Source organism: Neobacillus bataviensis (assembly GCF_019969725.1).
The window spans coordinates 422,578-447,263 of the sequence record NZ_JAHXYW010000002.1 but is presented as its reverse complement, the minus strand read 5'-3'; the positions used below and the strand labels follow the sequence as shown (position 1 = coordinate 447,263).

General features: G+C 38.1%; 37 protein-coding genes and 1 pseudogene. 15 read left to right on the top strand and 23 right to left on the bottom strand.

The window, feature by feature from the left end:
* Nucleotides 1–128 precede the first annotated feature (128 nt).
* Entirely contained in the window at nt 129–509 is a 381-nt protein-coding gene (locus LC455_RS07035) for a DMT family transporter (RefSeq protein ID WP_223589361.1), read from the top strand.
* 1 nt (nt 510) lies between these two features.
* Nucleotides 511–825: a DMT family transporter gene (locus LC455_RS07030; protein WP_223589359.1), complete on the top strand. Its 315-nt coding sequence runs from the start codon at nt 511–513 to the stop codon at nt 823–825.
* Between the two features lie 57 nt (nt 826–882).
* Here the strand turns inward: LC455_RS07030 and LC455_RS07025 are convergent, their stop codons facing one another.
* The 4 genes from LC455_RS07025 to LC455_RS07010 all read right to left on the bottom strand — a co-directional run bounded on the left by LC455_RS07025 (nt 883) and on the right by LC455_RS07010 (nt 4,287).
* Complete coding sequence (locus tag LC455_RS07025) at nt 883–2,319, bottom strand: glycoside hydrolase family 1 protein (protein WP_223589358.1); 1,437 nt, start codon at nt 2,317–2,319, stop codon at nt 883–885.
* A 210-nt stretch (nt 2,320–2,529) separates the two neighbouring features.
* Complete coding sequence (locus LC455_RS07020) at nt 2,530–2,757, bottom strand: hypothetical protein (protein ID WP_223589357.1); 228 nt, start codon at nt 2,755–2,757, stop codon at nt 2,530–2,532.
* Nucleotides 2,758–2,869: 112 nt separating this feature from the next.
* Nucleotides 2,870–3,358, bottom strand: a complete 489-nt coding sequence (locus tag LC455_RS07015) for a hypothetical protein (RefSeq protein ID WP_223589355.1) — start codon at nt 3,356–3,358, stop codon at nt 2,870–2,872.
* Between the two features lie 161 nt (nt 3,359–3,519).
* A complete protein-coding gene (locus LC455_RS07010; RefSeq protein WP_223589354.1) occupies nt 3,520–4,287 on the bottom strand; it encodes a GNAT family N-acetyltransferase in 768 nt (255 codons plus the stop codon).
* A gap of 114 nt (nt 4,288–4,401) precedes the next feature.
* Here LC455_RS07010 and LC455_RS07005 point away from each other — a divergent pair, with 114 nt between their 5' ends.
* Together LC455_RS07005 and LC455_RS07000 are read left to right on the top strand one after the other, a co-directional pair.
* Nucleotides 4,402–4,923 (top strand): DinB family protein, encoded by a 522-nt coding sequence (locus LC455_RS07005; RefSeq protein WP_223589352.1) that lies wholly within the window; start codon nt 4,402–4,404, stop codon nt 4,921–4,923.
* 223 nt (nt 4,924–5,146) lie between these two features.
* Entirely contained in the window at nt 5,147–5,575 is a 429-nt protein-coding gene (locus LC455_RS07000; RefSeq protein ID WP_223589351.1) for a VOC family protein, read from the top strand.
* Nucleotides 5,576–5,621: 46 nt separating this feature from the next.
* Here LC455_RS07000 and LC455_RS06995 read toward each other — a convergent pair whose 3' ends face one another.
* Nucleotides 5,622–6,500, bottom strand: coding sequence for a LysR family transcriptional regulator (locus tag LC455_RS06995; RefSeq protein WP_223589350.1), 879 nt, complete (start codon nt 6,498–6,500; stop codon nt 5,622–5,624).
* Between the two features lie 108 nt (nt 6,501–6,608).
* Here LC455_RS06995 and LC455_RS06990 point away from each other — a divergent pair, with 108 nt between their 5' ends.
* Nucleotides 6,609–7,700: a citrate synthase/methylcitrate synthase gene (locus tag LC455_RS06990; protein WP_223589348.1), complete on the top strand. Its 1,092-nt coding sequence runs from the start codon at nt 6,609–6,611 to the stop codon at nt 7,698–7,700.
* Nucleotides 7,701–7,975: 275 nt separating this feature from the next.
* Here LC455_RS06990 and LC455_RS06985 read toward each other — a convergent pair whose 3' ends face one another.
* The 3 genes from LC455_RS06985 to LC455_RS06975 all read right to left on the bottom strand — a co-directional run bounded on the left by LC455_RS06985 (nt 7,976) and on the right by LC455_RS06975 (nt 9,967).
* The gene (locus LC455_RS06985; RefSeq protein ID WP_440446381.1) at nt 7,976–8,584 is read right to left on the bottom strand and encodes an exonuclease domain-containing protein; all 609 of its coding nucleotides are present in this window, start codon (nt 8,582–8,584) and stop codon (nt 7,976–7,978) included.
* 95 nt (nt 8,585–8,679) lie between these two features.
* Nucleotides 8,680–9,246 (bottom strand): TetR/AcrR family transcriptional regulator, encoded by a 567-nt coding sequence (locus LC455_RS06980; protein WP_223589346.1) that lies wholly within the window; start codon nt 9,244–9,246, stop codon nt 8,680–8,682.
* Nucleotides 9,247–9,259: 13 nt separating this feature from the next.
* Complete coding sequence (locus LC455_RS06975; RefSeq protein ID WP_223589344.1) at nt 9,260–9,967, bottom strand: MBL fold metallo-hydrolase; 708 nt, start codon at nt 9,965–9,967, stop codon at nt 9,260–9,262.
* A 180-nt stretch (nt 9,968–10,147) separates the two neighbouring features.
* Between LC455_RS06975 and LC455_RS06970 the strand changes: the two genes are divergently transcribed.
* Genes LC455_RS06970 through LC455_RS06960 form a run of 3 tightly spaced genes read left to right on the top strand, consistent with a single transcriptional unit; the run spans nt 10,148 to nt 11,331 of the window.
* On the top strand, nt 10,148–10,474 hold the full coding sequence (locus LC455_RS06970) for an ArsR/SmtB family transcription factor (RefSeq protein WP_223589343.1): 327 nt from the start codon (nt 10,148–10,150) through the stop codon (nt 10,472–10,474).
* Nucleotides 10,455–10,910, top strand: coding sequence for an SRPBCC family protein (locus LC455_RS06965; RefSeq protein WP_223589342.1), 456 nt, complete (start codon nt 10,455–10,457; stop codon nt 10,908–10,910). The genes LC455_RS06970 and LC455_RS06965 overlap by 20 nt, the downstream gene beginning before the upstream one ends.
* A 31-nt stretch (nt 10,911–10,941) precedes the next feature.
* Complete coding sequence (locus LC455_RS06960; RefSeq protein WP_223589340.1) at nt 10,942–11,331, top strand: SRPBCC family protein; 390 nt, start codon at nt 10,942–10,944, stop codon at nt 11,329–11,331.
* A 48-nt stretch (nt 11,332–11,379) separates the two neighbouring features.
* On the opposite strand, the gene LC455_RS06955 is transcribed toward LC455_RS06960, so the two are convergent.
* The 3 genes from LC455_RS06955 to LC455_RS06945 are packed head-to-tail and all read right to left on the bottom strand — an operon-like array spanning nt 11,380 to nt 13,746.
* Nucleotides 11,380–12,333 (bottom strand): PDR/VanB family oxidoreductase, encoded by a 954-nt coding sequence (locus LC455_RS06955; protein WP_223589339.1) that lies wholly within the window; start codon nt 12,331–12,333, stop codon nt 11,380–11,382.
* A 13-nt stretch (nt 12,334–12,346) separates the two neighbouring features.
* Nucleotides 12,347–12,790 carry a dimethylamine monooxygenase subunit DmmA family protein gene (locus tag LC455_RS06950; protein WP_223589338.1) on the bottom strand — a complete coding sequence of 148 codons (444 nt, stop codon included), beginning with the start codon at nt 12,788–12,790 and terminating at the stop codon, nt 12,347–12,349.
* The gene (locus tag LC455_RS06945) at nt 12,790–13,746 is read right to left on the bottom strand and encodes a heme-dependent oxidative N-demethylase family protein (RefSeq protein ID WP_223589336.1); all 957 of its coding nucleotides are present in this window, start codon (nt 13,744–13,746) and stop codon (nt 12,790–12,792) included. Before LC455_RS06945 ends, LC455_RS06950 begins: the two co-directional genes overlap by 1 nt.
* 190 nt (nt 13,747–13,936) lie before the next feature.
* Here LC455_RS06945 and LC455_RS06940 point away from each other — a divergent pair, with 190 nt between their 5' ends.
* Entirely contained in the window at nt 13,937–14,446 is a 510-nt protein-coding gene (locus LC455_RS06940; protein ID WP_223589335.1) for a DoxX family protein, read from the top strand.
* 54 nt (nt 14,447–14,500) lie between these two features.
* On the opposite strand, the gene LC455_RS06935 is transcribed toward LC455_RS06940, so the two are convergent.
* From LC455_RS06935 to LC455_RS06915, 5 genes are all read right to left on the bottom strand, one after another.
* Complete coding sequence (locus LC455_RS06935; RefSeq protein WP_223589333.1) at nt 14,501–14,725, bottom strand: hypothetical protein; 225 nt, start codon at nt 14,723–14,725, stop codon at nt 14,501–14,503.
* A gap of 168 nt (nt 14,726–14,893) precedes the next feature.
* Nucleotides 14,894–15,094 (bottom strand): hypothetical protein, encoded by a 201-nt coding sequence (locus LC455_RS06930; RefSeq protein ID WP_223589332.1) that lies wholly within the window; start codon nt 15,092–15,094, stop codon nt 14,894–14,896.
* Nucleotides 15,095–15,203: 109 nt separating this feature from the next.
* Nucleotides 15,204–16,025, bottom strand: coding sequence for a pentapeptide repeat-containing protein (locus tag LC455_RS06925; protein ID WP_223589330.1), 822 nt, complete (start codon nt 16,023–16,025; stop codon nt 15,204–15,206).
* A 111-nt stretch (nt 16,026–16,136) separates the two neighbouring features.
* Complete coding sequence (locus tag LC455_RS06920; RefSeq protein WP_223589328.1) at nt 16,137–16,571, bottom strand: SRPBCC family protein; 435 nt, start codon at nt 16,569–16,571, stop codon at nt 16,137–16,139.
* 175 nt (nt 16,572–16,746) lie between these two features.
* Nucleotides 16,747–17,289 (bottom strand): GNAT family N-acetyltransferase, encoded by a 543-nt coding sequence (locus LC455_RS06915; protein ID WP_223589326.1) that lies wholly within the window; start codon nt 17,287–17,289, stop codon nt 16,747–16,749.
* A gap of 322 nt (nt 17,290–17,611) precedes the next feature.
* On the opposite strand from LC455_RS06915, the gene LC455_RS06910 reads away from it, so the two are divergent.
* The gene (locus LC455_RS06910; protein ID WP_223589324.1) at nt 17,612–17,929 is read left to right on the top strand and encodes a hypothetical protein; all 318 of its coding nucleotides are present in this window, start codon (nt 17,612–17,614) and stop codon (nt 17,927–17,929) included.
* Between the two features lie 127 nt (nt 17,930–18,056).
* Nucleotides 18,057–18,242, top strand: coding sequence for a hypothetical protein (locus tag LC455_RS06905; RefSeq protein ID WP_223589323.1), 186 nt, complete (start codon nt 18,057–18,059; stop codon nt 18,240–18,242).
* Between the two features lie 90 nt (nt 18,243–18,332).
* Here the strand turns inward: LC455_RS06905 and LC455_RS06900 are convergent, their stop codons facing one another.
* The 3 genes from LC455_RS06900 to LC455_RS06895 all read right to left on the bottom strand — a co-directional run bounded on the left by LC455_RS06900 (nt 18,333) and on the right by LC455_RS06895 (nt 19,456).
* Nucleotides 18,333–18,659, bottom strand: a complete 327-nt coding sequence (locus LC455_RS06900; protein WP_223589321.1) for a hypothetical protein — start codon at nt 18,657–18,659, stop codon at nt 18,333–18,335.
* 210 nt (nt 18,660–18,869) lie between these two features.
* The gene (locus LC455_RS31330) at nt 18,870–19,001 is read right to left on the bottom strand and encodes a hypothetical protein (RefSeq protein WP_263297697.1); all 132 of its coding nucleotides are present in this window, start codon (nt 18,999–19,001) and stop codon (nt 18,870–18,872) included.
* A 194-nt stretch (nt 19,002–19,195) separates the two neighbouring features.
* Complete coding sequence (locus LC455_RS06895; protein ID WP_223589320.1) at nt 19,196–19,456, bottom strand: hypothetical protein; 261 nt, start codon at nt 19,454–19,456, stop codon at nt 19,196–19,198.
* Between the two features lie 174 nt (nt 19,457–19,630).
* On the opposite strand from LC455_RS06895, the gene LC455_RS06890 reads away from it, so the two are divergent.
* The 4 genes from LC455_RS06890 (at nt 19,631) to LC455_RS06875 (ending at nt 22,053) form a co-directional block, all read left to right on the top strand.
* Nucleotides 19,631–20,056, top strand: a complete 426-nt coding sequence (locus tag LC455_RS06890) for a DMT family transporter (RefSeq protein ID WP_223589318.1) — start codon at nt 19,631–19,633, stop codon at nt 20,054–20,056.
* An 18-nt stretch (nt 20,057–20,074) separates the two neighbouring features.
* Nucleotides 20,075–20,770: a Crp/Fnr family transcriptional regulator gene (locus LC455_RS06885; protein ID WP_223589317.1), complete on the top strand. Its 696-nt coding sequence runs from the start codon at nt 20,075–20,077 to the stop codon at nt 20,768–20,770.
* Nucleotides 20,771–20,812: 42 nt separating this feature from the next.
* Entirely contained in the window at nt 20,813–21,283 is a 471-nt protein-coding gene (locus tag LC455_RS06880) for a DMT family transporter (protein WP_223589316.1), read from the top strand.
* A 113-nt stretch (nt 21,284–21,396) separates the two neighbouring features.
* Nucleotides 21,397–22,053 (top strand): hypothetical protein, encoded by a 657-nt coding sequence (locus LC455_RS06875; protein ID WP_223589314.1) that lies wholly within the window; start codon nt 21,397–21,399, stop codon nt 22,051–22,053.
* Between the two features lie 65 nt (nt 22,054–22,118).
* Here the strand turns inward: LC455_RS06875 and LC455_RS06870 are convergent, their stop codons facing one another.
* The 4 genes and pseudogenes from LC455_RS06870 to LC455_RS06855 form a co-directional block, all read right to left on the bottom strand.
* A complete protein-coding gene (locus tag LC455_RS06870; RefSeq protein ID WP_223589841.1) occupies nt 22,119–22,556 on the bottom strand; it encodes a GNAT family N-acetyltransferase in 438 nt (145 codons plus the stop codon).
* A gap of 66 nt (nt 22,557–22,622) precedes the next feature.
* Nucleotides 22,623–23,261 (bottom strand): annotated as a pseudogene (locus tag LC455_RS06865) (HAD family hydrolase); the annotation flags it as partial.
* Between the two features lie 89 nt (nt 23,262–23,350).
* Complete coding sequence (locus LC455_RS06860; protein WP_223589839.1) at nt 23,351–23,860, bottom strand: GNAT family N-acetyltransferase; 510 nt, start codon at nt 23,858–23,860, stop codon at nt 23,351–23,353.
* A gap of 119 nt (nt 23,861–23,979) precedes the next feature.
* A complete protein-coding gene (locus LC455_RS06855) occupies nt 23,980–24,366 on the bottom strand; it encodes a sporulation protein (RefSeq protein WP_223589313.1) in 387 nt (128 codons plus the stop codon).
* Between the last annotated feature and the right edge of the window lie 320 nt (nt 24,367–24,686).

Genomic DNA, 24,686 nt, shown 5'->3' with positions numbered 1-24,686 from the left:
TATTTCCATTATTATAATCGTAAAAATAATCGTCTTTTGTGATGTAAATCACGCTTTATCCCAGTTTGAAATTATTTTTTAGCTAGATATGGTATTCTAAAATAGGTTTAACCTCAAAATAAATTAACATGAAGAAGAGAGTCCTTAAGAGGTGGGTTTTATTGAATAAAGCATGGGTATATGTAGCTTTAACTTGTTTGTTTGAATTAATGTGGGTATACGGCTTCAATGTTGCTGATACCTGGTGGCAGTGGGCAATCATTATTGGAATTATTTTAACCGACTTTCACTTTCTTCCCAAAGCATGCGAAAGCCTCCCGACTGGCACTGTTTATGCTATTTTTTCAGGAGTAGGAACCATTGGTACGGTATTAATGGATGTCTTCCTTTTTGGTCAAAGCTTTAGCGGTGCGAAATTTCTTTTTGTTGTTATTATTATTCTGGGCGTGATTGGCTTAAATCTTGCAGATAATCAACAGGAAAAAGAAGCTTTAAAGGGAGCAGCCTGATATGGGCTGGTTATTCGTTATTCTTGCGGGAGCAAGCGAGATTATCGGTGCGGCCGGGCTAAAATTATATAGTCAACAGAAAACCGTTCGTAATGGAATCCTCTATATAGGGGGCTTTGGGGCATCCTTTGGTTTCTTATATGCATCTTTCTACTATTTACAGGTAAGTATCGCCTATGCAGTATGGATAGGGATTGGTACGGCCGGAGCTGTTGCTGTGAACATGCTTCTTTTTGGAGAATCCAAAAGCTTGGGACGTGTAATAAGTGTTATGATGATTATCATTGGTGTCATAGGGTTAAGAGCACTTTCTTAAACAATTAAAAAGAGCCTGCCATTTACGGAATACCGTATAGGCAGGTTTTTTTCAAATTTATAATTGTTCTCCATTTGAAGCAATAACGTCTTTATACCAAAAGAAGGACTTTTTCTTGCTGCGTTCTAATGTACCGCTGCCATCATCATGTTTATCCACATAGATGAGACCATAACGCTTTGAGAACTCTCCTGTTGACATACTTACTAAGTCAATACATCCCCAACATGTATACCCCATCAGTTTGACACCATCTTCAACTGCTTCTCTCATTGCCTTGATGTGGTCACGCATATACTCAATGCGATAGTCGTCGTTAATTGTTCCATCTTCCTCAACATTGTCATACGCACCTAGTCCATTTTCTACAACAAAAAGTGGTACTTGATATCTGACATATAATTCGTTTAATGAAATACGCAAACCAATCGGGTCAATTTCCCATCCCCAGTCACTCGCTTTTAGAAAACGATTTTTTACCCCGGATAGAATATTTCCCTGTGCTGCTTCTTCTTTAGTTTTTTCCTTTTTCTCTGTTACTGACATATAGTAGCTGAAGCCAATATAATCAACAGTTCCTTGCTTAATTAACTCCAAATCCCCATCTTGAATTTCTAACTCAATATTATGCTCCTTAAAATAGCGCTTGATAAAAGCAGGATACTCCCCCCGGACCTGGACATCTGCACAAAAATAATTATGCAGCTGGTTCTTTTTAAGAGCATACATCACATTTTCAGGATTGCAATCGTAAGGATAAACTGGTGCGTACAAAATCATACAGCCGATTTTAGCATTCGGCATTATTTCATGACACATCTTTACGGCAATACTGCTTGCGACGAACTGATGATGGTAAGCTTGGAAAGTAGGTTGATATTTGTCTTCCTCGTTGTGTATAGCAAAACCAAGTCCCATTATAGGGAAGTGCAAACCGCTGTTTATTTCATTAAAGGTCATCCAATATTTCACTTTACCTCTATAACGATTGAAAATTGCGTGTACATACCTTTCAAAGAAGGTCACAACCTGACGATTCCTCCAGCCGTCATATTCTGTTACAAGGTTTACCGGCATTTCATAATGGGAAATTGTCACAACTGGTTCAATTCCATGTTTATGCAATTCATCAAAGACACGATCATAAAAAGCAAGACCATCTTCGTTTGGAGTTAATTCATCTCCATTCGGGAAAATCCTTGTCCACGCAATAGACATACGATATACTTTAAAGCCCATCTCTGCGAACAACGCTATATCATCTTTATAACGGTGATAAAAATCAATAGCTTCATGGTTCGGGTAGCTGTACCTTTCTCTATCAATTTTAAAATCAAAACCAGGTGACAATAAGATTTTTAGTCGCTCTTTCCCACCGGGGAGAACATCGGCAATATTCATTCCTTTGTTCCCTTCATAAAACCCACCCTCCACTTGATTGGCAGCCGTAGCACCGCCCCATAAGAATCCTTCAGGGAATTTTTTATTTTCCATTTCTTTCACCTCAAAAAAATTGTATATGCAGGGGGAACTATCCCCCCTTAACCGCAGGTTTAATCATCTTTTTAGGAAGAGTTTAATAAAAAAAACCTAAAACTAATCATAAGTGCATTAGTCTTAGGTTTTGCCTGAATGAACAGTAGCAATCCTATTTATGAAAGAAAAATTAATAAAATATTAGCTTCTTTTAAAAAAGCAAGCAATTTATTTTTTCGTCCAGTAGGCTAATCCGAACAAAATTAAAGAAAGGACTCCTATCCATCTAAACAATCCCTCTGCATCGCCTGCAAACATGGCAATGCTTGGTAATAAAAGGGCAATTCCGCTCCACAAAAAGGCTTTCCAGGATTTTTTCAAAATCCCCCAAATAAACAGCAGAATGGATGCGCCGATCAATAGCCAATAAACAATTCCCACCAAGAAGAAACTCAACTTTCTCCCCCCTGTTACATTATCTATTTGTCTATTTATCGTATGCACGGTTGATTATGGATGAGAATCTCCTGAAAAAATAAAACACCACGTTAACTTGTGGTGTTTTTATTTATGAAAATATCCTTTGCAGAAGCGCTCTAGGTTTATTTCGTAATTTTTCAATTGAGCCTTGGAATATGTACATTAATACTGATTTTGCCATAAATAAAAGGCTCATTTGGTAATGCTTCATTCGAACGAGCGATACTATTCCCAGTCTGCGTAAAAAATGCATCCCTAAAAATGTAAATAGGACATCAGTTATTAGATTCACTATTAAATATCGAAAAAAGTTACCAAAGGTCAATTTGAAAATCCATAATGAACCCACAAAGAAGGGTCCAACAATAAAAGGAATTTCTCCCATTACACCTGGAATCAGTTTATCGGTGAACCGCCACCAGACTCTTTTTTTAGCTAAAATACTTTCAACCGTTATCCATGCCCCCATGAATAGTGCACCTGGAAAAAAGCGTTTAATTGTCCGCTTCCCTAAAAAGGGCACGGACAGCCATGGTAATATCATCAAAATGAGCAGCAACATCTTATTATGTTTCATCTAAGGCCATTCCTTTTTTCTTTTTAATATGCACAAATTGGAAGTATATTATTTATCGTTTTTTGAGAAAATAGCCTTTCTGAATTTCTGTTTATTTTTTGAAAAATGGAATAATTCAGACCAAAACTAAAGGATACCTTTGAACCGGTATCCTTCTATGTTTATCGGAAATACTTGTAAAAAGATTCCGTATAGGCCGTAATTCTGCAGCCATTTTTTTCAAATACTCTTTGCATTTTTTTATTTTCCAAATGGGTGCTTCCTATATAGTGGGTGGCACCCATTTCCTTTAAGTGGCATAACGATTGTAGATGCAAGGATGCACTTAGGCCTTTCCCTCTAGCTTCCGGTAATATTCCAAAGTAGAAAAGCCTGCCTTCATCCTCTGTTCGAGGTTCTATGTGTGGAATAGAAATTCCAATTGGCGTTTTTTCTTGAGAAAATACACGGCAGGATTTTCGCCATCTAGCTCCTAATTCGCTCTTTACAGACATTAAATGCTGATCCATAGATAACGACGATGATTTATTGTCAGAGCCAATCATACAATGTTCCCAGTATCGTATAAATTGTTTTTCCGATAGATCAGGCTCCTCTAAGGACTGCCATTGAAAAGTAGTTTCGTATGTTGGTAAGTTTACTAACTCTTTATAGACTTCAACCTTAGATGAAAAATGCTCGAACCCATGAATTAAGAGCAAATTTGATAGGTAATCAAACCTGCTTGCGGCGCTGTCTAGAATAACTCCCAGTCGTTCTAAATGATAATCCTCACATGCCTCGATTAACGATTTTATGTCTGTATCAGTAATTTTAGCTTTTTCCTTTTGTTCCAAGGTAATATATTGGGGTAATCCATTTAAGACTTTAAATGAATCACTTGCCATTTGCTCTATTTTCGTGATATCAAGCAATTTAATCCGCACCATTCTCTTTTTTATTATTTTAATGCATATCTTAACACTGATTCCATTAATTTAATTTGCATGAAAATTATGGTAGGATTGAGATGTAATTGTGAAAAATCGAGGGGAGAGATGATAATGCTTCAACGTCCAAATGCAAGTGAGTTTCCTGAGTATTATGTGCCTTATGTAAATTCAGTTCCTGAAGTGGACCTATTGACACTTTTAAAAGAAAATCTTGTGAAGGTTACGGAACTTTTTGAGAATATCTCGGAAGTGGATGCAGAATTTCGCTATGCCCCTGGAAAATGGAGTATTAAAGAAGTTCTCGGTCATATGACAGATACGGAAAGAATCATGAGCTATCGTTTGCTGCGAATTGGCCGCGGGGATCAAACAGCTTTAGCTGGCTTTGACGAAAATGATTATGTTGCAGGTTCGCAAATCAACAGACTGCCTGTTAAAAATATCCTTGATGACTTTATTGCAACAAGAAAAGCAACAATCACCCTGATTGAAAATATGCCGAATGAGGCGTGGGCCAATATAGGATTCGCTAATAACACAGAGGTCACTGCCCGGGCTGTCGCCTTCATCATTGCCGGACACGAAATCCACCATCGAAAAATTATTAATGATAAATACATAGCCGCTTTTTAATGGGTTAAATATTTGAGCATGTGCGAAATTTATTACGCACATGCTCTCTTTTAAAAAAATTTTCCTTTTTAGCCAAAAATATATTTACGAACAAATGTTCCTTGTTTTATAATTGAAATATCGGTAATAATGAGATGTGGGCCTGCTGTTAATCAGGCTGCCTAATCACTATGTTATCGTGCATAGTAATAAAAAAATACATATAGGCCAAGGAGAGATTTATATGACAGTAAAATTGATTCCTTATTTAGTAATGGACGGAAATGCAAAAGAAGCAATCCAGTTTTACCAAAATGCATTAGATGCACAAGTTCTATTTAGTCAATCTTTCGGAGAGATGCCGGAAAATCCTGAATTTCCACTTCCAGCTGAAGCAAAGGATCGTGTAAGTCACGCAACAATCAAAATTGGCGAAAGCGAGCTCATGTTGTCTGATACCTTCCCTGGCCAACCTCATCAAAGCGGAAATCAAGTAACCATCTGTATTTCTACAAACGACGCAGAGAAATCCCGCAGATTTTTTAATGCATTAGAAGATGGCGGTCAAGTGGGCATGCCACTTCAAGAAACTTTCTTTAGCCCTGCATATGGCAGCGTAACAGATAAGTTTGGCGTAAACTTCCAAATTTTCACTGAAGGCCAACATCAATAATTATTACGGCCCTGTCCTCCATTGAAGGACAGGGCCGTTTTTTCTATTATAGACGGTAGTTTGAGATGAATTTAAGAAATTCTTTTTGTTTAGAATGCTCGTACTTCATGATGGCATATGTGTTTGCTTCAGGCAAATGGATGGTATGGCAATCCACTTCCAGCAGACTCCCCTCTAATAGCTCCCTTCTTACCGTTGATGTCGGCAGGAAAGATACTCCCAATCCCTCAATGATAAACCGTTTCGTAATATGGACCTGAGACACTTTCATCATTCGAACATGGGGATATTTACTTTTTATTTCTCTTGATAGACTTTCCCAATAGCCGGGATGATTATGGGTTAATAAATAATTCGATGATAAAACCTCTTCCTCATCTAGGGGTGGGGCTGTTTCAGCATCCCTGCCGTCGTGTGGGGCAACAAATATGACTCTATCTTTATATAATAATTCACAAATTAAATCATGTTTTGTGCTATTAAGACATGACAAGCCCAGGTCAACTTCTTCATTTAACACTGCTTGTTCGATTTCTGTAGATTCTATTATTTTCACTGTAATCTCTACTTCAGGATGCTGCTTCGTATAGCTTTTTAAAACATATGGCAGGATGGTATCTGCAATCAGCGGTGAAATGGCCAGTGTTAATTGAGATGTATACCCCTGGGTAAAAGAGTGTAAATCCTGCAGTCCGCCTTGATAAACCTCTAGCAATCGCTTAGCGTGAACCAAATACCTCCTCCCCGCTTCCGTCAGCTTTATCTTTTTGCCCTCCCGATTAAACAAAAGTATCCCTAGCTCTTTTTCCAGTTGCTTAATATGAACCGTTACGGAGGGCTGTGAGATATACAGGATTTCTGATGCTCTTCGAAAGTTCCCGCACTCGGCAGCTGTTATAAAGGTGTTAAGCCAGTCAAATTCCATTTCTTCACCTCTAATTAATTTTATTAATCAATTAGTTTAATAATATTTAATACTCTTAATCAAGATAATTCTATAAAATAATACTAAATAAGGAAAGGGGCGAATTTAATGAATGTTCAAAAGGGGTTAAAAGGAATTGTCGCTGCAGAAACACTGATCGGTCATGTGGACGGAGAAAACGGTCGATTAATTTATCGGGGATATGAAATCAGAGAACTAACAAAAAGCTATTCTTTTGAAGAGGTTGCTTATCTTCTCTGGTACGGTTATTTGCCGGATGCGGGCCAATTACAGGGGTTGAAAGACGAGTTGAAACGTAATCGTGAGCTGCCGGATTATATGATAAAAATTATTGATTTGCTCCCGCCTAGGATGGATATGATGAGTGTTATTCGAACGGTTATTTCTGCAGAAGGAGGTAATCCCGAATACGGGGAAATGGCGACTATTTCACAGGCGATTCGGCTAGGTTCCCTCGTACCCACCATTATTGCCTATCGGAAAAGCCAAATAGAAGGGCGACTGTTTGCGCAGCCTCGGGATGATTTAGATCATGTTTCAAATTACCTTTATATGCTTACGGGAGAGGTTCCACTTGAGGCACATGTGGAGGCACTTGAAACGTATATGATCCTGACACTTGAGCATGGGATGAATGCATCTACCTTTTCAGCCAGGGTTACGGTATCTACTGAATCAGATATCGTGTCTGGGGTTACATCTGCCATCGGTACAATGAAAGGACCGCTACATGGCGGGGCGCCATCAGGAGTAATTGATCTGCTTAATGAAATTGCCCTTGCTGGAAATGCTGAAAAGGTCATTAGAGAAAAAGTTATGAACGGGGAAAAACTGATGGGGTTTGGCCATAGAGTCTATAAAACTCGTGATCCAAGAGCCATTGCTTTAAAGACAAAACTACTGGAACTAGTTGGTGAGGATGAGTGGCTTGATTTAGCGATGGAAGTTGAAGAGATTGCCATAAAAGTACTGGAGGATCTGAAACCCGGCCGCGCTCTGTACACAAACGTAGAGTTCTATGCGGCTGCCATTATGAAAGCAATAGAAATGGAACCTGAATTATTCACCCCAACCTTTACCGCAAGCCGCATGGTCGGCTGGACCGCCCACATCCTGGAACAAGCAGAAAACAATACCATCTTTCGGCCGCAATCGAAGTATATTGGTGTATTGAAATAGAGTGGTGTGGGTCAGTTTGGTGTCAAGTGTGGTGTCAGGCACCGCCCGTGGACAAATCAACTTTTTTGTCCATGCTACACGGACACCAGACTCTATGAGGACAGTTTTCCCTTTTCATACCGGTTTTTTGTCCTCATGAACGCTCCATGAGGACAGTTCTCGCTTTTTTACACTAGTTTTTGTCCTCATGAACGCTCTATGAGGACAATTTTTACTTTTCTACAGTGATTTTTGTCTTCATGAAACACCTCATGCGGAGTTTACATTACAAGCTTTCATCCCATTTTAGTACGCGAAGATGCAGGCTGGTATTTTCTCATCGGACCAGAATCAAGCACTTCTTGCAAATAGAGATTCCCATTTGGACTGGATTTCTTAAGCAGCTCCATTAGATATGTAATATCGTCCATTGCTCTATGTGTCTGATAGTTTGTGATTTCATGTGCTTCTAAAAGAGTCAGAAGTTTGCCATTTGGGAAACCGTAGCTTTTCCAAGGGACATTTCTCATCGTGCAATACCACTTCAAATCATTGACTTCCGGATACATGTGGAATAGAAAGCTGCGGTCGAAGGAAGCGTTGTGAGCAAAAACAGAATCAGCGCGATGGAAGTAGGTTTTGATTTTTCCATCATGGAAGCTCTTCCCCTTGACCATCTCGTAAGGAATTCCATGGACTCTATAGGCACGGTCATAATTTCTCAGGGCTGTATTCTTAAGAGGCTCTCTTAAAAAGGAGTCCTCCTCAATAATTTCGATGATCTCACCGGTATCCATCCGATATGAAAAGAGTTTTAATGCAAGTTCAATTACTTCATCAGTTGTTGGCCCTAAACCAGTTGTCTCAACGTCTAGTATCAAACCAAATTTCTCTTGTTTCAGCAATTTGATCATTCCTTAATATCATGTTTCTCCCATTATATCAGAGCTTCTACTGCTATCCTATCTCCAAAAAGTCCCTTTATGAATTTTCCTCATACTTAGGCAGTCATCCCTTTTAAAAATGCCCTAATTACCAAAAACAAGCTCTCATCCAAATCTAACGCCATTTTAAAACCGCCCTTTTGCTCTAAAGACGAAAATCCATGTAATATACTACGAAGTCCTCTTACGGCATGTAAAGCCTGGTCTCCTTTCAGCTCAAATGCCTGTAAGACCCTTACTGTCAGCTCAACAATTTTCGCCCCAGCTTGCTGGACCTCCATGTCTTCCGGATCTGGTGCCATTAAAGTAGCTTCATATATTCCAGGATGCTGCCTGGCAAAATGGACATAAGCCTTACTTAAAGCAAGGACCGCATCGGTGCCTGACACCCCAATGTCGGCATTGGCTAATTCTTTGTAAAGTTTTTCGATTCCATAAATAGCTAGATTCTTACGTAAACCACCCAGGCCATCAAAGTGATTGTACAATGATGGCGGGCGGATATTGAGTTTTTTTGCCAGGTTCGCCAAAGTTACTTCCTGCATACCGGATTGATTCGCGAGTTCCCCTGCTGCTTCTAGAATATACGTTAATTCGAGTCCAATTTTAGGTCTGGGTGACATCAAAAATGCTCCTTTACTTCAATTTCTGCTCAAAATTTATTATTGCTTGTTCCATGATCCCAACAGGGTTCTCCACCATTTCTCCGTGGCCTACGGCAAGTAAACTTGGTTCAGCCCCTACTAATTTCTTCGCACTCAATAGAGCTGTCTTTTTACTCCATGTTCCAAATGCCGGAAACGGAAACCATGGCTTTATATCCCCTGCTACAGCAATTCCTCCCCTGGTTTGAAAAGCATCACCAGCAATTAACGCTTTAGTACGGTTGTCTACAAAGGACATAGAACCTGGTGTATGACCTGGTGAGGCAATTGCCGTCAAAGATCCGACTTGGTCGCCCTCATTCAAAACAATAGTGGCTCTTGTTTTGAGCTTTTTCGGAACGCCGCCTTTAATCGGGGTTTGGTCTTCATGCGGATCGAGAGAACGGTCGCCGCTCATTAATCTGTTATCTCGTACTGAAATATAAACAGGTACTTCTGGGAGGGTTTCTTTTATTAAATCTAACGCCCCTACATGGTCCTCATGAGCATGGGTCAACACGATTTTCGTAATCGGTTTTCCAATTCTTTCAGCTGCCTGCAAAATCCCCTTTGCACAAAAGCCAAGCGCTGCATCAACCAAAGTCAAGCCGTCCTCTTCCTCTACCAAGTAGCAGTTCACTGGAAACACTCTGGCCATAAACGTCACTTGATATAAATATCCCTTTTTAATCATTCTCATTATAACCCATCTCCCTTAAACTAATATCGTTAGTTTTATTTTAACTAATGATATTAGTTTTATCAAGTGGTTTTTGGAAAAAAATTGATTTATATATATTAAGTATTTTCCAAATGATACTAATATGAAAAAATCACTAATTAAGTTGACACTTAATTAAGTATAGACTAAAATAACATCATGATTGAAAAAGTCCTTCATGCATTAGCAGAACCTAGACGCAGAGATATTCTTTATCTCGTTCGTGATGGAGAGCTTACCTCCAGCGCGATAGCCTCACATTTTGAAATATCAGCTCCCGCAGTTTCACAGCATCTCAAAGTTCTAGAACAATCCGGCCTTGTAGTCGTCCGGAGAGATGGAACAAAACGGTACTATGGGATCAGAAGGGATGGTTTTGCTGAATTAAAGCAATACATTGACCGTTTTTGGGATGATAGTTTACTTCGCCTGAAAGAAGCTGCCGAAGAGGAAGAAAGGAAAAAAAATGACACAAACAAACAGTGATACAATCGTAAAAGAAATCTTTATTGAAGCACGTCCGGAGACCATATTTTCGTTCTTTACCGATGCTGATAAAATGGTCCGCTGGATGGGCAGACAAATCCTTCTTGAGCCAAAGATTGGCGGAAAGTATCGGATAGATGTCAATGGCAGCGATATTGCCATGGGAGAATATGTGGAAATTGTCCCTTATGAAAAAATCGTCATGTCCTGGGGCTGGGAAAAGTCAAAGATTGTTCCCCCAGGCTCAAGTAAAGTGGAATTCCGTTTAACTCCGAAGGAGAATGGGACGAACTTAGTCTTAACGCATTACGACCTGCCGGCCTCAGAAATCCCATCCCATCAGCAAGGCTGGTCTCACTACATGCCGCGCATAAAGGAAATTGCAGAAGGCAGAGACCCTGGCGTTGACCCATGGACCGAACTGGCTATGCATTAATTTAAAAGAATAAAATTGGAGGAATTTAATAATGATAAATACCATTCATCAAGAAGTGGAATTTAATGCAAGTCCTGAACGAATTTATGAAATTTTGACTGATTCTAAACAGTTCAGTGAAGTTACAGGTGGAGCACCAACTGATATTAACGCAGAGGCTGGCGGTACGTTCTCTTGTTTCGGCGGGATGATTTTAGGAAGAAACATTGAACTTGTTCCGGGTGTTCGTGTCGTTCAAGCTTGGCGAGTAAAGAACTGGCCAGAAGGTTTATATTCAATCGCTAAATTCGAACTTACAGAGCAAGGATCAAAGACTAAGTTGTTTTTTGACCATGTCGGTTTCCCAGAAGCGGAAGGCGAGCATCTTGCAGCAGGCTGGGGAGCGAATTATTGGAGTCCAATTGAAAAATATTTAGGATAGATTTAAAAAATCACATTATTTCGACGGGGAAATAATGTGATTTTTTTATTAAATTTCAATCACCAATTCCTCTGATTTTGCTCGAGAAACACATGATAAAATCACATTTTGGGCATTTCTTTGTTTTTCACCTAAAAAGGAATCGTAGTGGTCAACTTCACCTTCAATCACCTTCAGCACGCACGTCCCGCATCGGCCGACTCGGCAGGAATAAGGAGTCTTGATTCCCGCCTCAAGCAGCGCATCCAACAGAGACTTTTCCTTTAAAACCTTTACAGTCATCCCGTTTGAAACTTGAACCTGAAAACAATTAGCCTTTTTAGGCCGCGGCGGTGTAAAGCGCTCGTAGTGAACATTCGAACGTGGGTAACCATTTTGAAGAGCAAACTCCGTAAAACTAGATATAAAGGCCTCTGGTCCGCAAAAATATACATGGGTTCCAATCTTATGTTCCAGAAGAGAATCAACACTAAGTCGCTCTGTCCCCACTCCCTGTGAAAAATAAAACTTACATTGCCGCGGGTAATTTTGCTGCAAAAAGTCATAGAATGCACAAAGCTCCTTTGATTTTGCCGCGTAATGCAGTTCCAAGGAATCCCCTAATTCAGCCATCATTGATAAAAAGGGAGTAATACCAATTCCTGCTGCATAAAAAACATGATGCTTTGCCTTGAAGCTCAAAGGAAAATGATTTTTGGGATAACTAATATGCAGCCTGTCCCCGACTTTTACCTTTTGATGCCAATAGGAAGAACCGCCAGCTGACGTGTCACTAAGATGAATGGCAATTTGGTAGTACATCCGATTATCAGGATGACTCGTTAAAGAATAATGCCTCTCGAGTAATCCAAAGCTTCCTTCAATATAGGTAGAAATATGAGACCCGCCGCTAAATGCCGGCAGTTCCTCCCCATCGACATGAGCCAATATAAAACTTTTTACATTCAGGGTTTCCCGATGAATTTCTTTCACCAGTACAGGTATTGTTTTTTCCTGATCCATTCAATCCACCCCTCTAAAGTTTTGCCACGTATCCAAGATAGGCATTTTTCAGTGTAGAATAATGATCGGAAACCTCAAGCAGCAAATCACATTCACTGCAGGCGATTTCTTGCTTTTCCTGCAAAATTACCTCCGTAATCCCATGACACCGGCAGCAAAACACCTTCACCCATCGCTTACCATAACCAATGTACCGTGCTTCTTCCTCTGAAAAACCCACCTCTTCAGTGAGCTTTTTCAGAGAAACCAGCTTAGCCCATTCTGCTGCAACGTAAAGGTAGCACCCCATCTTCTGCTTTTTCAACCATTCAATAAGCGGTTGTTCTTCGCTGTAGATCTCATAGGGTGCATTCTCTGCTACTGCCAAATCGATAACTGGTTGTAAAATCTCCATCCCGTTTTGATCCGCACAAAATAAATATTTTCTTTTTCCAGAAACAAACAAAGCTTTCTGCATTATAAAACTCCTCTGCTTTCGAGCCTTCCCTTCAAGTATTCGATTACTTGATTCTTGAAGAGAGAAAGGCCTTTATAATCCACTATATTATCTGGAAGCTCACAGAGAATATGGTAAAATTGCTCAGCCCATTCCGTTTTTGAAGCTAATTTTTCTAATGAAATTAGATGAGTATGAATGGTAAACAGGATTCCTCCTGATCGTGGCAAACGGAATAGTTTCTGTACCTCCACTCGTAAATGTACGCATTCTCCAGCGTTGTTCAATGTTACCCCTTTACGGCCTTTCCCCCATACATCAAAGGTTTCTAGTGATGTATCGAGACGATTCCCGGCCATCAACGACCAGTTTTTCCGCCACCATGGATTTCCCGCTTCTAACTGCAACAAAAACTGAAGGATTCGCTCATCCAATCCTTCCTGCTTAAAGCCAGGAATCGGATGATGAATTTCTCGAAAGCTCATCCCTAAATCAAAGGCCAGCGACCAATTAGCGGGGAAGCATAATTGACCGGCATCTAAAAATAAATCCCCATCTCGCTGCATCATGAAAATCAGGTCCTCTTGCACATGCCTTCCAATAAAATCAAGCGGCTCACATGGTAATGTAGATTCATCCCCAAAAATAAAATACTGCTTTTCTTGTAAAATTCTATTATGAAACGTCCATTTATCGTTGTGTTTATCAAGCGAAAATTGATCTGGATAATAGCTTGTTAAATGCCCCATGATCATCTCAAGGATTTCCCATTGTCCACGAAGTGTATGAGACAGTGACTGATAACATCGTTCAGGATGCTGGTTGAGAAGCACCCGCTTAAGATTCATTTCATTTATGTAACTCGGAGTAATTTCGATTGCGCTTGGACAATCCAACGGGACAGAGTTATTAGAGTAACGATATACTTCTCCCTTAAATGGATACGGAAATGTTTCTAAATCATCAGCCTGGTGCATAACATCCCTACTTTACTGAAAATTCTTTACTTTTATTTTAATAAAATCAATTGACGATGTTAAAAAATTGTTCAAATTCTTTTTACGGATTTGTGAATAAGTGAACAAATTACTCTCAATTCAAAATAAAAGTGATATATTTACAGTGTAATCAATATATAAAACTTATTTATCAAAAGGAGTTTTTCAAATGTTAGTCAATTGGTTAAGAGAAAACAAAGTTGCCGCTGGTATTTTAACAGTTCTTCGCTTATATATCGGATATTCTTGGATCACAGCTGGATATCACAAATTAGCAGGCGGGTTTGATGCTTCTGGATTTTTAAAAGGAGTAATTGCGAATCCAGTAAAAGGTCCTGATGGCAGTATCGTTTACGGCTGGTACGTCGACTTCTTAAAGCACTTCGCTTTACCAAACGTAGATATTTTCAATACCCTCGTACCTGTTGGAGAATTTCTAGTAGGGCTTGGACTTATTCTTGGATGCTTAACTACTGCAGCAATGTTCTTTGGTCTAGTGATGAACTTCGCGTTCTTCTTAGCCGGTACTGTATCTCATATTCCTACTGACTTATTCATCGGTGCAATTATCTTATTCTCTGGCTTTAACGCAGGCCGCATTGGTCTTGACCGCTGGGTAATTCCATTTATTCGCAGAGCAGCATTCAAAGGTAATCGAGCAGTAAAACATAATGCTTAGTTCAAAAAAGCGCCTATGCAATCGGCTTTCTATCCGTGACATAGGCGCTTTTTATTAATAACTATCTTCACTTTTTTCCAGATCTGCTCTATTATCGAACCAATTTGTAACTTGTGTGAGGATGGCAAAGACAACAAAAAAATTCATGGCCCAGACATTAATAAAAGGTGTTAGGCCTCCAAATTCTATTGTTTCATACCCTTTTAGCTTCATTATAATTAAGGACTCTACAAAAATAAGAATAAACCCGACCACACCTGCAATTGCCGCCCTTATCATTGAATTCCCCTCCTAAATTTATTCTATATCAACAATATTACCTTGTATTTTTGACAGTTTTTTGAACATCTTTACTCTTATTATATTTCATTTTCTAATGAATCAAAACCATAAAATTGAATAAAAAGGGGAGCAGCAGCTGCTGCTCCCCTGAAAATTAAAATTCAATTAATCAACATTTCTATCATTATTACCAAGGACTTTTATTAATAAATCTAGTTTCTCATTTCTCTCCTGATCCAACTTTGTTTTTTCATTCATAAACTTTATTGTTCTGACAACAAAGTATATACTAAAAACCAAAATTACTAAATAAAGTAAAATAGGAATGATTGCAAAAAGACCAAATATATTGCCATTGTCCATCATCAAAAAGCCCTCCAATTTTGTAAAATTTTTCCATTATTATACATTAATTTACTGAACTTTTGTTACAATGGGGACAATTTTGTAAGAGGTAATCCGTGAATTCCTAAGACTATTTAACCCAATGTTCAGGAATCCTTAATGAATCAGGTAATTTCGTATGAATATCGCCCTTAGCCGAGTTAACTTGTGCTTGTGTTAAAAAGAAACTTCCAGTTAAATTAGCACCGCTTAAATCTGCGTCTCTTAGGTCTGTACCGATAAAATCGACTACTCTCATGTCGGCTTCCCTGAGGTCAGCTGCAATGAGCAAGGCTCCTCTCAAGTTTGAACCTCTAAGGTCTGCACCTTTTAACTTTGCACCTAAAAAGTCTCTTCCCTTACTTATTTTTTTGTTCCGCTTTTGAAAAACCTTTGATCGTACAAGTTCACTTGTGCGGAGAAGTAAATCATTAACGACGGCTCTATGACCTGGTATATCAAGTTCTAGGATAGATTTTGGATTCAAATTAGTGAGAGATTCTGTTTTTTCTAAAGCATTTTGTAATTCTTCATATATAGGCTTTGCATCCTCCAAACCATGTGCCTCATTTAAATAGCAAAGCATTTCATGGAGCTGCTGCATAATAGGAAAGACCTCAAACATTTCTTTGGCCAGTTCTGGGTGTTCACGCCAATCGTTCCCATCATAGGTGATTTGTGATACCTTTTGGCCAGCACCAAAGCATTCATAGACTGCACAGCCTCGAAACCCTTTATTTCTAAGATTTTTATGAATACCGCAGCGATAATCGGATTGCAAATTCCGACAAGGGGTACCTCCTTCCTTATCGAAAGCAAAATCGGCGGACTTCGCATAAGGCAAAGCCACACAACACAAGCCAAAACAATTTTCACAGTCGGCTTTTAACTTATTTATTACTTGAGTTGACAATACTTACACTTCCTCTAAAAATTGTAATATCTCTACTCTAATAACAGCAGGATAAAAATTCAATTATCAATTTCCCATAAAAAAACGAGCCAAACGGCTCTCTTACAAATGTTATTTAACTAACCCAGCTCTTAAATTATTGGTACCTAATTCCAAATATCCCTTTAAACAGGTAAGCATATAAACCCAGCCTTCTTTATTATCAATGATTTGATTGATAATATCGCTATCATTTTCATTAAAGCCTTCTTCTGTTATTTCAATAATCGTACTTGAATCATTTTGTTCTTCCAGCAACATGGTTACGGTATGTCCTTCTCCATTGGCACCCCACTGGAACACGATTTTCTTATTTGCAACTACTTCTTTAACTTCTATATCCACTTCTGCATTGTATTCATCATATCTTAATGTGATTGTTTTGCCTGCTTCCCATCTTTCAGAACTTGATGAAAACCAAAAGTTTCCGATTTTTGCTGGATCAACGAATGCTTCAAATACTTCATTAGCAGGTGTTACTATTTTCATTTTTGTAACGTTGTTCATTTACTGGATCGACTCTCTTTCAATAATTTAATTTGTGCCAAGGGTCTGTGATTTCGTCAATATATTTCATTTTACCGTCGATAAGTAGGATTCAAACCCTGGAAATAATATTTTTTTAAATTGTGGTGCAGGTTTGCACCTCGTTTGTATCTTCAGTAATCAATCCTTCATAACCTTAAATCCAATCGCTGACGCTGATTTTCCAAATCATATGATCATATCCTTCGTCCCAATAATCCTTTAACAAGTATTCAGGATTCCCAAATTTCTTTTTCCAGATTGTTTGCGCGCTTTTATATCCACTGTCTAAACAAAACTCTTTCTTACCTGCATCTTGCAATGCAAAATACATTGCTTTCAATAACCTGTTCCCTATTCCCATCCTTTGGTAGTCAGGGTGGACAAATACAGTACCTACTTCCATAAGCCCGTTATAATCATTGTTTGTGCTATTGCATATTAAATCGCTTGCTGGACCATATTCAATCGTACCGATAATTCGGTCCGCATTTATGGCTATCAAAAAATATCGTTCCGCGCCATGACTTTCAAAATCACTTGCCAAGTATTTTTTCTTTATCTCAATCTCATTTTCAATATCATCCAGCTTTTCCCCTATACCTTCTTTTGTAAACGTGTCCGTAATTACCTTTCTAAAAAATTGATTTAATTCATTCATTTCCTCAATTCTTGGCCTTCTTATTTCAACATTTAGCACCACAGAACCACTCCAAACTCCTTTTCCTTTCCAGAAAGGATAATGAAAAAAAAGTTGACGCATCAACTCATATTAAACCTCTTGCATCATTAAATATCCAATTTCCCTTTTTTGCCCTTGCTGTCCTCTTCATAATAATCGTCTTCCATATCTATTACCATAAAAAAGCAATATATTAACTTTATTTTATCAATCCTTATTAAGCCTTTTTCGCCACAAAATTGTCAGATATTAAACGGGATGTGTGGTTTCCATCACACTATTTAATAACTAGCGCATGTACAATTGAGGTGAGTCAATCAAATGAGAAGGGGCTGGTTTTTTGTTAAATTTGCTGGTTTTTGTTTTAATTTCAATTACTTTGGTCTTGTTGGGTATTTTTATTGATGGGCTGATGGAGTTACATAAGAAAGATGAAGAAGATAAAAAAAATATCGTCAGAGAAGGAATCGAAGGGTATTTAGATAGAACGTTTGGATTTGGGGCTGTCAAGATATTCAAATCACTCTTTGATGCTGAAGGCAATTTGGGCTATTTGGTTTATTTGCCGCATTACGAGTGGTTCAAATCCCCAAAATACAAATGGTATGAAGTATTTGATACCCAGAGTGGTTTTCAGCATAATGAAATCGAAAGATAATTTCAATCGATTTGACGTAACACCCCAGAAAGGGTGTTATTTTTTTATTTTCCTTTATCACAAAATTGACATATTTGTAACTTTAAAGACATATAATTTATCAATCAAATAGGAAGGAGGAGAACCAATGGATAATCGGATTTTCTTGTTCCTTGCTGCTATTTTATCGGGGTTTGCACTTATTAGAGTTCCTTTAGCTGATTCATTTCTTGAAAGCGTTTCACCTGTTACAGATATCATTGGCATATTAACTGTAATCGTCTTCTCACTCGTTTTAATTTATAAAGGAGTCAAAGGCATGTTCAATAAGTAAATAGGTTAGGTGAAAAGCACTCCTATGGGTGCTTTTCTCATCTTGTTTCAACAAAAAACATCCCTTCACAGCAAGTGAAGAGATGAAAATTCAATCCTGTTTTTCTTTTATCTGTTCGCGGATCATTTCTAGTTCTTTTAAGGTGAGTTCACCGAGGGACTTTTTTATTTCCTCTTCAATCCCTTTTCTATTGCTCTCTCGATATCGATCCCACCATTCTCTCAGGCCTTCTGTATGATCCAAGAGGTATTCGATATCTATCTCTTCCACTTCATCGTCTGACAAGTAATTCAATGTAGCTGCTAACATACGATTAAGGTTAGCGATTTCGTCTTGGTCTTTTTCTTTTTCTGGCAATAAATCATTTGTTTCTAAGTCCGTATCCTCGTTGATTGAAGGTGCAGCTTTTCGTGGCATCGTTTCACTCCTTGCCATATATATGCATTTTAGTATTACCATAAAAAAAAAATCGATTACTTTAATAAGTATTTTTCATTTGTTAGTGCCAATAAAAAAAGCCCTTCTAGTAAGGGCTTTTTATCATTTTAAAGGGTTATTTAATAAGATTTTCATCACTTTTTTTCAATTGCAATTCTTAGCTTTAACAAATAGCACGCTCTTAAAATATTAAAACCACAATCTTTTATGATAATCATATTCGGAGATATCGTAATTCTCTTCTGTTTCTATTTTTGGGGTACACTCATCACAAGTTTCTTCTGATTGGTTATGCTCACATTGTTCAAATAATAGTTCCATAGTTTGTATCCCCTCTCCTATTTGTTACTTTCATTTTAATGTAAGCGATTTCATTTGTCAGGTGCTTTTTACTGGAAATTATAATTTTTTAATATCCACTTCTAATCCCTTTATTAATATTTTTATGTAAAATAATAAGAGCATTGGATATGTCCAATGCTCTTTTTCGTGTCTTTTGTATTAAGCGATATCTATTAAAAAAAGAATGGAGAGAAACCAAATCCAACAAACGGGAAGAAAACAGGTGGTCTAAAAAACCGCGGTCTAAAGAACGCTCTTGGACCAAAAAAGCCAAATCCGTATCCATCATTCGAACTGGAAGAACTTAATTCCTCAATCTCAAGACCATCTTTCCTTACCTTTACAACTTTTCCTACTGACCATTCGCCTTGATTATTTTTAAACTGAATCATTTTACCCTCTAGATGCTGTGCTTGCTCATAATTTAATTGCATCAAGATTCCTCCTTATTTGAACATACTTTAATGTATGGAGGATGTCCTTAATGCGTAAAGGCAAATTGCCTAACCTTGTCCAAAATTTATTTTAACAATTCAGGACATATGTCCTTTCCAAGAAAATGCATCTGTCTTTTAATAAAGTAAGAAACAAGTCGAGGTGAGGAAAATATGAAAGGGATATTATTTGCCTTCTTAGGCGGAGCCTTTATTACCCTCCAAGGGGTGGCCAATACTAGAATTAGCCAGGATATTGGTACATGGCAGGCGGCGACTATTACCCAGTTAACTGGATTTATCATGGCCTTGGTGATTCTAATATTCGTTCGGGACCGAAAATGGAAAAGATTTAAGCAAGTGAAACCTTTATATTTGGCTGGCGGGGCATTTGCTGCCATTGTTATCTTCAGTAATGTGACGGCGATTCAAAGAATAGGAGTTACTCTTACGATATCCGCCCTCCTGATTGCGCAGCTGGTGCTGACCTATATCATTGACAGTAACGGATGGTTTGGCACAGTTAAGCAGAAGATAAAGCTGCCACAATTTATCGGCATTGGCCTGATGATCGCAGGTGTAGTGATTTTAAGATTTTAACTGAGGTGAGTCCGGAAAATGAAGGAAATCAATGATTTTAAACAAGTGAAATCATATTTGTCTGCTCATCAAATCGAATCGATATTTAATGAACAAATATTACCTCATTTGTCGCTATACTCTTTTGAACAAGGGGAATTCATTTGTTCCCAAGGGGAGGCTTCCCAGTATTTGTACGTACTTGTTAAAGGGAAAATTAAAGTTTATACCACTTCAGCAGAAGGAAGAACCCTTATTCTTTCATTTAAGACACCTCTTGAGGTGATTGGGGATATTGAATACGTGCAGGATATTAACATTATTAATACCGTTGAGGCCGTATCATCTGTTCATATGATCGGAGTTCAGTATCAATGGTTAAGAAAATACGGAAGAAATCATGCCCCTCTTCTGCAATTTTTACTAGATATCATTACTCAAAAATTTCACCTTAAAACCAATTCTATGAGCTTCAATTTATTGTATCCAGTGGAAGTGCGGTTCGCCAGTTATTTATTATCTGTCTCTTTTAATGAATCCGATTCTTTGAATAAAGAGCAGCTGCGTATCAGTATAAAGGATGCCGCGAACTTTATTGGAACCAGTTACCGGCATCTCAATCGGGTCATCGGTCAGTTTTGCACAGAAGGTTTAATTGAACGAAGTAACGGTTTCATTCTTGTTAAGGACAGAGAAGGATTACGGGCTCTTGCAGGCGATAATATTTACGAATAGACTTTTCGCTAGGAAGATTTTAATAATTAAGGAGTTGAGAAAATGATTCTTGGACTACTATTTTCAATTATTGCGGGTTCTTTGGTCAGCTTGCAAAATATTTTTAACAGTAAAGTAAATGAACGTGCCGGATCATGGGCAACCACAACTTTAGTTTTAGGATTAGGATTCCTGGCATCGCTGTCGATTGGTCTCATCTTCGAAGGAAAACAACTATTTGACCTCCAAAATATGAAGACCTGGTATTGGTTCAGCGGTTTAATCGGGGTGGGAGTGGTAACTAGTATTGTGCAGGGGATGAGGCTGCTTGGTCCAACGTATACGATTTCAATCGTTATGACATCGCAGCTCGGGTTTGCCCTATTAGGAGATTCCTTAGGCTTACTTGGTCTTACTCAGGTCCCATTTACTTTCAAGCAACTGATCGGTGTTCTGGTTATTGTTAGTGGTATTCTTGTATTTAAATTGGGTGGGGCTAATATAAAAGAAGGGGCAGCTAAAATGACTTCATAATTTGGCAGCCTCTTTTTTATTATTTTCAAAATATACCCAATTTAAAAATCTGCAATGTTAAGATAATACTATATTGGAAATTAAATAGTCAGAGTCCGAAATGGGGAGTCAAATTGGTCAAAAACAAGAAGTTTTTATTACTTGCTCTTCTTCTACTTATTGCTTCTATGGTAATAAATTTTCCTTTCCCTCACGAAAAAACGTTTGGTGAGACGATGTCGATATTTAATATGTCAATCACCACGGTTAATGGAATATCAATTGTAGGAATTACTGCTTTTTCTTTATTTATTGCAGGTTTATTTTTTCTTGAAAAATCATTGAAAAAAAATCAAGGCAGGTTTATTTTTCTCGCCATATTACTCTCCGTATTAACACCACATTACTTTGTTGAATTATTTCAAAGAACTGTATCATCAGGGATTTATGCGATTTCCTATGACCGGAATGAAAGTAGTTGCCGCTTTGAAATGACCAATAAAACAATATTGCATGGTGAGTGTGAACTACCTTTTGAAAATTACAGCAAAAACGAAGTCCAATTCACCATCGAATTTTATGAACAATATGCATTTGAAGATGATGTTCGAATTTTATCTCTTATGAATAACAGCGCCCCTTATAAGGTCAAGTTGGGTGGGAAAGAGCGCAGACGAGTGAAGATTGAGACGAATATTGGTGTCTCAATGATAGACAATCACATTGAAGGTGGGGAAGCAGCGGAAGTAAATATTATCATCAAGTCGGGGAAACATAGCAGAAAATTGTGAAGAAAGATGCAAGAGCCTGAAACCTTCAGGCTCTTATATTTATGGTTCATAATAACTTTAGTTTTTTATTCATTAAATTCCACTATCATATTCCAGGATGTTCCATCAACACCGATCTTTTTAAACCCTAAGCGATTGTAGAGCTTTAAAGCAGGATTATTGGGATCAACGCTTAATGAAACTGCACCAAAACCAGCCTCTTTCGTTATTCTTAGCATTTCCCCAAGCAGAGCTGTACCTATTCCCTTACCTCTATATTCCGGAAGCAGTGCCATGCCTAGCAGCGGAGTTTGGCTATCGATGTATCCATATGTACTATTATTCTCATCAAATAATCGAACCCAAACTGCCCCAATTGGATTATTAGAGGCGTCTATTGCGATTAAGGCTGTATCGCCTTTTCTCCCCCAGCCTTTTAAAGATTGTTGAACGTTGGGTTCTTTTAAGATGTCCCTAGAAGGTCGAGGCTCTCCATCAGGAATGAAAATCGCTTGGTATAACATTTCCCATAAAAAATCCTCGTCTGCTGGTGTGCCTATTCTAATATTATAGACGTTCGATTTATCAGAAATTGCTTGTATAACTTGCTTCAATTCCTTTTCACCCATGGAAGATAATCTTAGACAATAGTCTTGAAAATCTAAATGAGCAGTAACGGGATTCGGAACAATCACACATTGGAGACCAGCGGCCCTCGCTGCTCTCAGTCCATTCAAAGAATCTTCAAATGCAATCGCTTCGGAGGGCAGTACACCCAGTGCTTCCAGAGCTTTCAAATATAATTCAGGATTTGGCTTTACTTTTGAAACATCATCACGTGTTTTAATTACATCAAAATACTGGATAATGTTAAGTTTGGTTAAAAATCCTTCCACCCATTTCCGGCTCGAACTTGAAGCTAACCCAATTTTGAGACCTAATTCTTTTGCTTCTTTTAAGTAATCCTCGACTCCTTCTCTTGGAGCCGGTTCACCCATCTTTATATGAAAGAGTTCATGGGCATTAGCTTCTATCACACTAGAATCAACCTGAAGCTTTTGTTGTATGTAAGAAAAAAATTCCGTAGCCTTCGTTCCAATAATTTTGGAGAATCGTTCCAGGGTCAACTCCAAGCCGTGGCCGTTTAAAACTTCTTTATAACTCTCAAACCAAATGGTTTCTGTATCAACAATTAAACCATCAAAATCAAAAATAATTGCTTTCACTATTATCACCTCATTAATGTTAGACGCATTTGAATGAAAAAAGGTTTACATTAAAGAAGCCGAAAGCATAAATCAGACGACCCCTCATCTTTTTATAATAACTTTTCATAACAAAAATACGTTTCATGCCCTAGGGGTTTGGTAGAAATAAAGATTTCCCCCTTCTTATTATACCCTCTAGTTTCATAGAATTTTAGGGCACTAGGATTCCCAGAGAAGGCATCAAGGCGGATCCCTGTATAGCCTTGCTCTTGTGCAAGATATTCAGCAAACTCAAGTATTTTGCTTCCGTATCCCCCACCCTGAACATGGGGGTGAACACAGAATGCATGAATGACCATGATTTTTCCTCTGTTCTCGCCCCATTTAACCTTTTCCCATTCAGGATGCTGCCATTCATTTAAGACAATTGCTCCCAACACTTGGTTATCCTGACGATGGACATACATTTCTTTTTCCTTAATGACCCATTCAAAATATTCCTTGTTCGGATATTGGTCATCCCATTGGAAAATTTCCTTTTTTAGCAGGTCTAATTTACATGACTCAAACAATTCTTCAATATATGGTAAGTCTTCTTTTTTTGCAAGAGTTATATCCATTATCACTTTAATGCTCCTTTAACAATTATCTATTATTTTAATAAATTTATTTCTTTGCCTGGCACACTATCATCAAAAATGCTGTTGATTTCGTTCATCAACAGCCTTTGTTAAAATGATTATTTAATTTTGATAATATCCTGATCGAAGCTTTCTACCCCTTCATCAAAAGTGAGCTTAGTTGTAAAACGGTAAGAAATATCTCTCGATGATGCCGGGACCGATTCAGGAAGTTTGAAGGTAAAATCCACTTTATTCGATGCTTCAGAGTCAATCCAAGCTGATAGCATAATTGTTGTGCTATCAATCACCTTTTCTATTCCGTTTGCCTGATCCATTAAGACCAAATCACAATCTATTTGTTTAATTTGCTGCTCGATTGTGCCGCCCTTAATTAAGAAATAACCGCCAACAGAATCGCCTGCTTTAAACGTGTCTTTTTGTAGGATAAGATCAATCTCCGCCGAACCGATGCCAACAAGCGACAAATATCTTCTAAGTATCAATTTTAATATCCTCCTGAATGATTTCATTATCGGATGAAACATTTCATTATATGCTTCCACATTTTTTTCATCCATCCGCTTTTCAATTATTTCGAGTTGATTCGTTGTGGCGTTTTCACGATTTTTTAAGCAAGGGAGGCTAGCCAACGGGGAGATCGGCCATCTTAACTAAAAGGTCGAATCCATCTTCACAACTTCCACACAAGTTCCCCCTAATTTCTACACAAGTTTCTTTTAATATAAAGGTAACTTAATTAGGAAATAGGTTCTTGAACTCATTTCCTAAAAACTTCCCATTTTGGATTGGTGCTAAGCACCAA

What these genes read in the sequence shown, in the direction of transcription:
- LC455_RS06890 (WP_223589318.1), top strand. Translation starts at nt 19,631, where the DNA reads ATGAAAGGGATATTATTTGCCTTCTTAGGCGGAGCCTTTATTACCCTC.
- LC455_RS06960 (WP_223589340.1), top strand. Translation starts at nt 10,942, where the DNA reads ATGATAAATACCATTCATCAAGAAGTGGAATTTAATGCAAGTCCTGAA.
- LC455_RS06975 (WP_223589344.1), bottom strand. Translation starts at nt 9,967, where the DNA reads ATGAGAATGATTAAAAAGGGATATTTATATCAAGTGACGTTTATGGCC.
- LC455_RS06940 (WP_223589335.1), top strand. Translation starts at nt 13,937, where the DNA reads ATGTTAGTCAATTGGTTAAGAGAAAACAAAGTTGCCGCTGGTATTTTA.
- LC455_RS06930 (WP_223589332.1), bottom strand. Translation starts at nt 15,094, where the DNA reads ATGATGGACAATGGCAATATATTTGGTCTTTTTGCAATCATTCCTATT.
- LC455_RS06970 (WP_223589343.1), top strand. Translation starts at nt 10,148, where the DNA reads ATGATTGAAAAAGTCCTTCATGCATTAGCAGAACCTAGACGCAGAGAT.
- LC455_RS07035 (WP_223589361.1), top strand. Translation starts at nt 129, where the DNA reads ATGAAGAAGAGAGTCCTTAAGAGGTGGGTTTTATTGAATAAAGCATGG.
- LC455_RS06955 (WP_223589339.1), bottom strand. Translation starts at nt 12,333, where the DNA reads ATGGATCAGGAAAAAACAATACCTGTACTGGTGAAAGAAATTCATCGG.
- LC455_RS06870 (WP_223589841.1), bottom strand. Translation starts at nt 22,556, where the DNA reads ATGTTATACCAAGCGATTTTCATTCCTGATGGAGAGCCTCGACCTTCT.
- LC455_RS07005 (WP_223589352.1), top strand. Translation starts at nt 4,402, where the DNA reads ATGCTTCAACGTCCAAATGCAAGTGAGTTTCCTGAGTATTATGTGCCT.
- LC455_RS31330 (WP_263297697.1), bottom strand. Translation starts at nt 19,001, where the DNA reads ATGGAACTATTATTTGAACAATGTGAGCATAACCAATCAGAAGAAACT.
- LC455_RS06880 (WP_223589316.1), top strand. Translation starts at nt 20,813, where the DNA reads ATGATTCTTGGACTACTATTTTCAATTATTGCGGGTTCTTTGGTCAGC.
- LC455_RS07000 (WP_223589351.1), top strand. Translation starts at nt 5,147, where the DNA reads ATGACAGTAAAATTGATTCCTTATTTAGTAATGGACGGAAATGCAAAA.
- LC455_RS06920 (WP_223589328.1), bottom strand. Translation starts at nt 16,571, where the DNA reads ATGAACAACGTTACAAAAATGAAAATAGTAACACCTGCTAATGAAGTA.
- LC455_RS06900 (WP_223589321.1), bottom strand. Translation starts at nt 18,659, where the DNA reads ATGCCACGAAAAGCTGCACCTTCAATCAACGAGGATACGGACTTAGAA.
- LC455_RS06935 (WP_223589333.1), bottom strand. Translation starts at nt 14,725, where the DNA reads ATGATAAGGGCGGCAATTGCAGGTGTGGTCGGGTTTATTCTTATTTTT.
- LC455_RS06895 (WP_223589320.1), bottom strand. Translation starts at nt 19,456, where the DNA reads ATGCAATTAAATTATGAGCAAGCACAGCATCTAGAGGGTAAAATGATT.
- LC455_RS06995 (WP_223589350.1), bottom strand. Translation starts at nt 6,500, where the DNA reads ATGGAATTTGACTGGCTTAACACCTTTATAACAGCTGCCGAGTGCGGG.
- LC455_RS06965 (WP_223589342.1), top strand. Translation starts at nt 10,455, where the DNA reads ATGACACAAACAAACAGTGATACAATCGTAAAAGAAATCTTTATTGAA.
- LC455_RS07015 (WP_223589355.1), bottom strand. Translation starts at nt 3,358, where the DNA reads ATGAAACATAATAAGATGTTGCTGCTCATTTTGATGATATTACCATGG.
- LC455_RS06980 (WP_223589346.1), bottom strand. Translation starts at nt 9,246, where the DNA reads ATGTCACCCAGACCTAAAATTGGACTCGAATTAACGTATATTCTAGAA.
- LC455_RS07030 (WP_223589359.1), top strand. Translation starts at nt 511, where the DNA reads ATGGGCTGGTTATTCGTTATTCTTGCGGGAGCAAGCGAGATTATCGGT.
- LC455_RS07025 (WP_223589358.1), bottom strand. Translation starts at nt 2,319, where the DNA reads ATGGAAAATAAAAAATTCCCTGAAGGATTCTTATGGGGCGGTGCTACG.
- LC455_RS06860 (WP_223589839.1), bottom strand. Translation starts at nt 23,860, where the DNA reads ATGGATATAACTCTTGCAAAAAAAGAAGACTTACCATATATTGAAGAA.
- LC455_RS06950 (WP_223589338.1), bottom strand. Translation starts at nt 12,790, where the DNA reads ATGCAGAAAGCTTTGTTTGTTTCTGGAAAAAGAAAATATTTATTTTGT.
- LC455_RS06885 (WP_223589317.1), top strand. Translation starts at nt 20,075, where the DNA reads ATGAAGGAAATCAATGATTTTAAACAAGTGAAATCATATTTGTCTGCT.
- LC455_RS06905 (WP_223589323.1), top strand. Translation starts at nt 18,057, where the DNA reads ATGGATAATCGGATTTTCTTGTTCCTTGCTGCTATTTTATCGGGGTTT.
- LC455_RS06990 (WP_223589348.1), top strand. Translation starts at nt 6,609, where the DNA reads ATGAATGTTCAAAAGGGGTTAAAAGGAATTGTCGCTGCAGAAACACTG.
- LC455_RS07010 (WP_223589354.1), bottom strand. Translation starts at nt 4,287, where the DNA reads ATGGTGCGGATTAAATTGCTTGATATCACGAAAATAGAGCAAATGGCA.
- LC455_RS06945 (WP_223589336.1), bottom strand. Translation starts at nt 13,746, where the DNA reads ATGCACCAGGCTGATGATTTAGAAACATTTCCGTATCCATTTAAGGGA.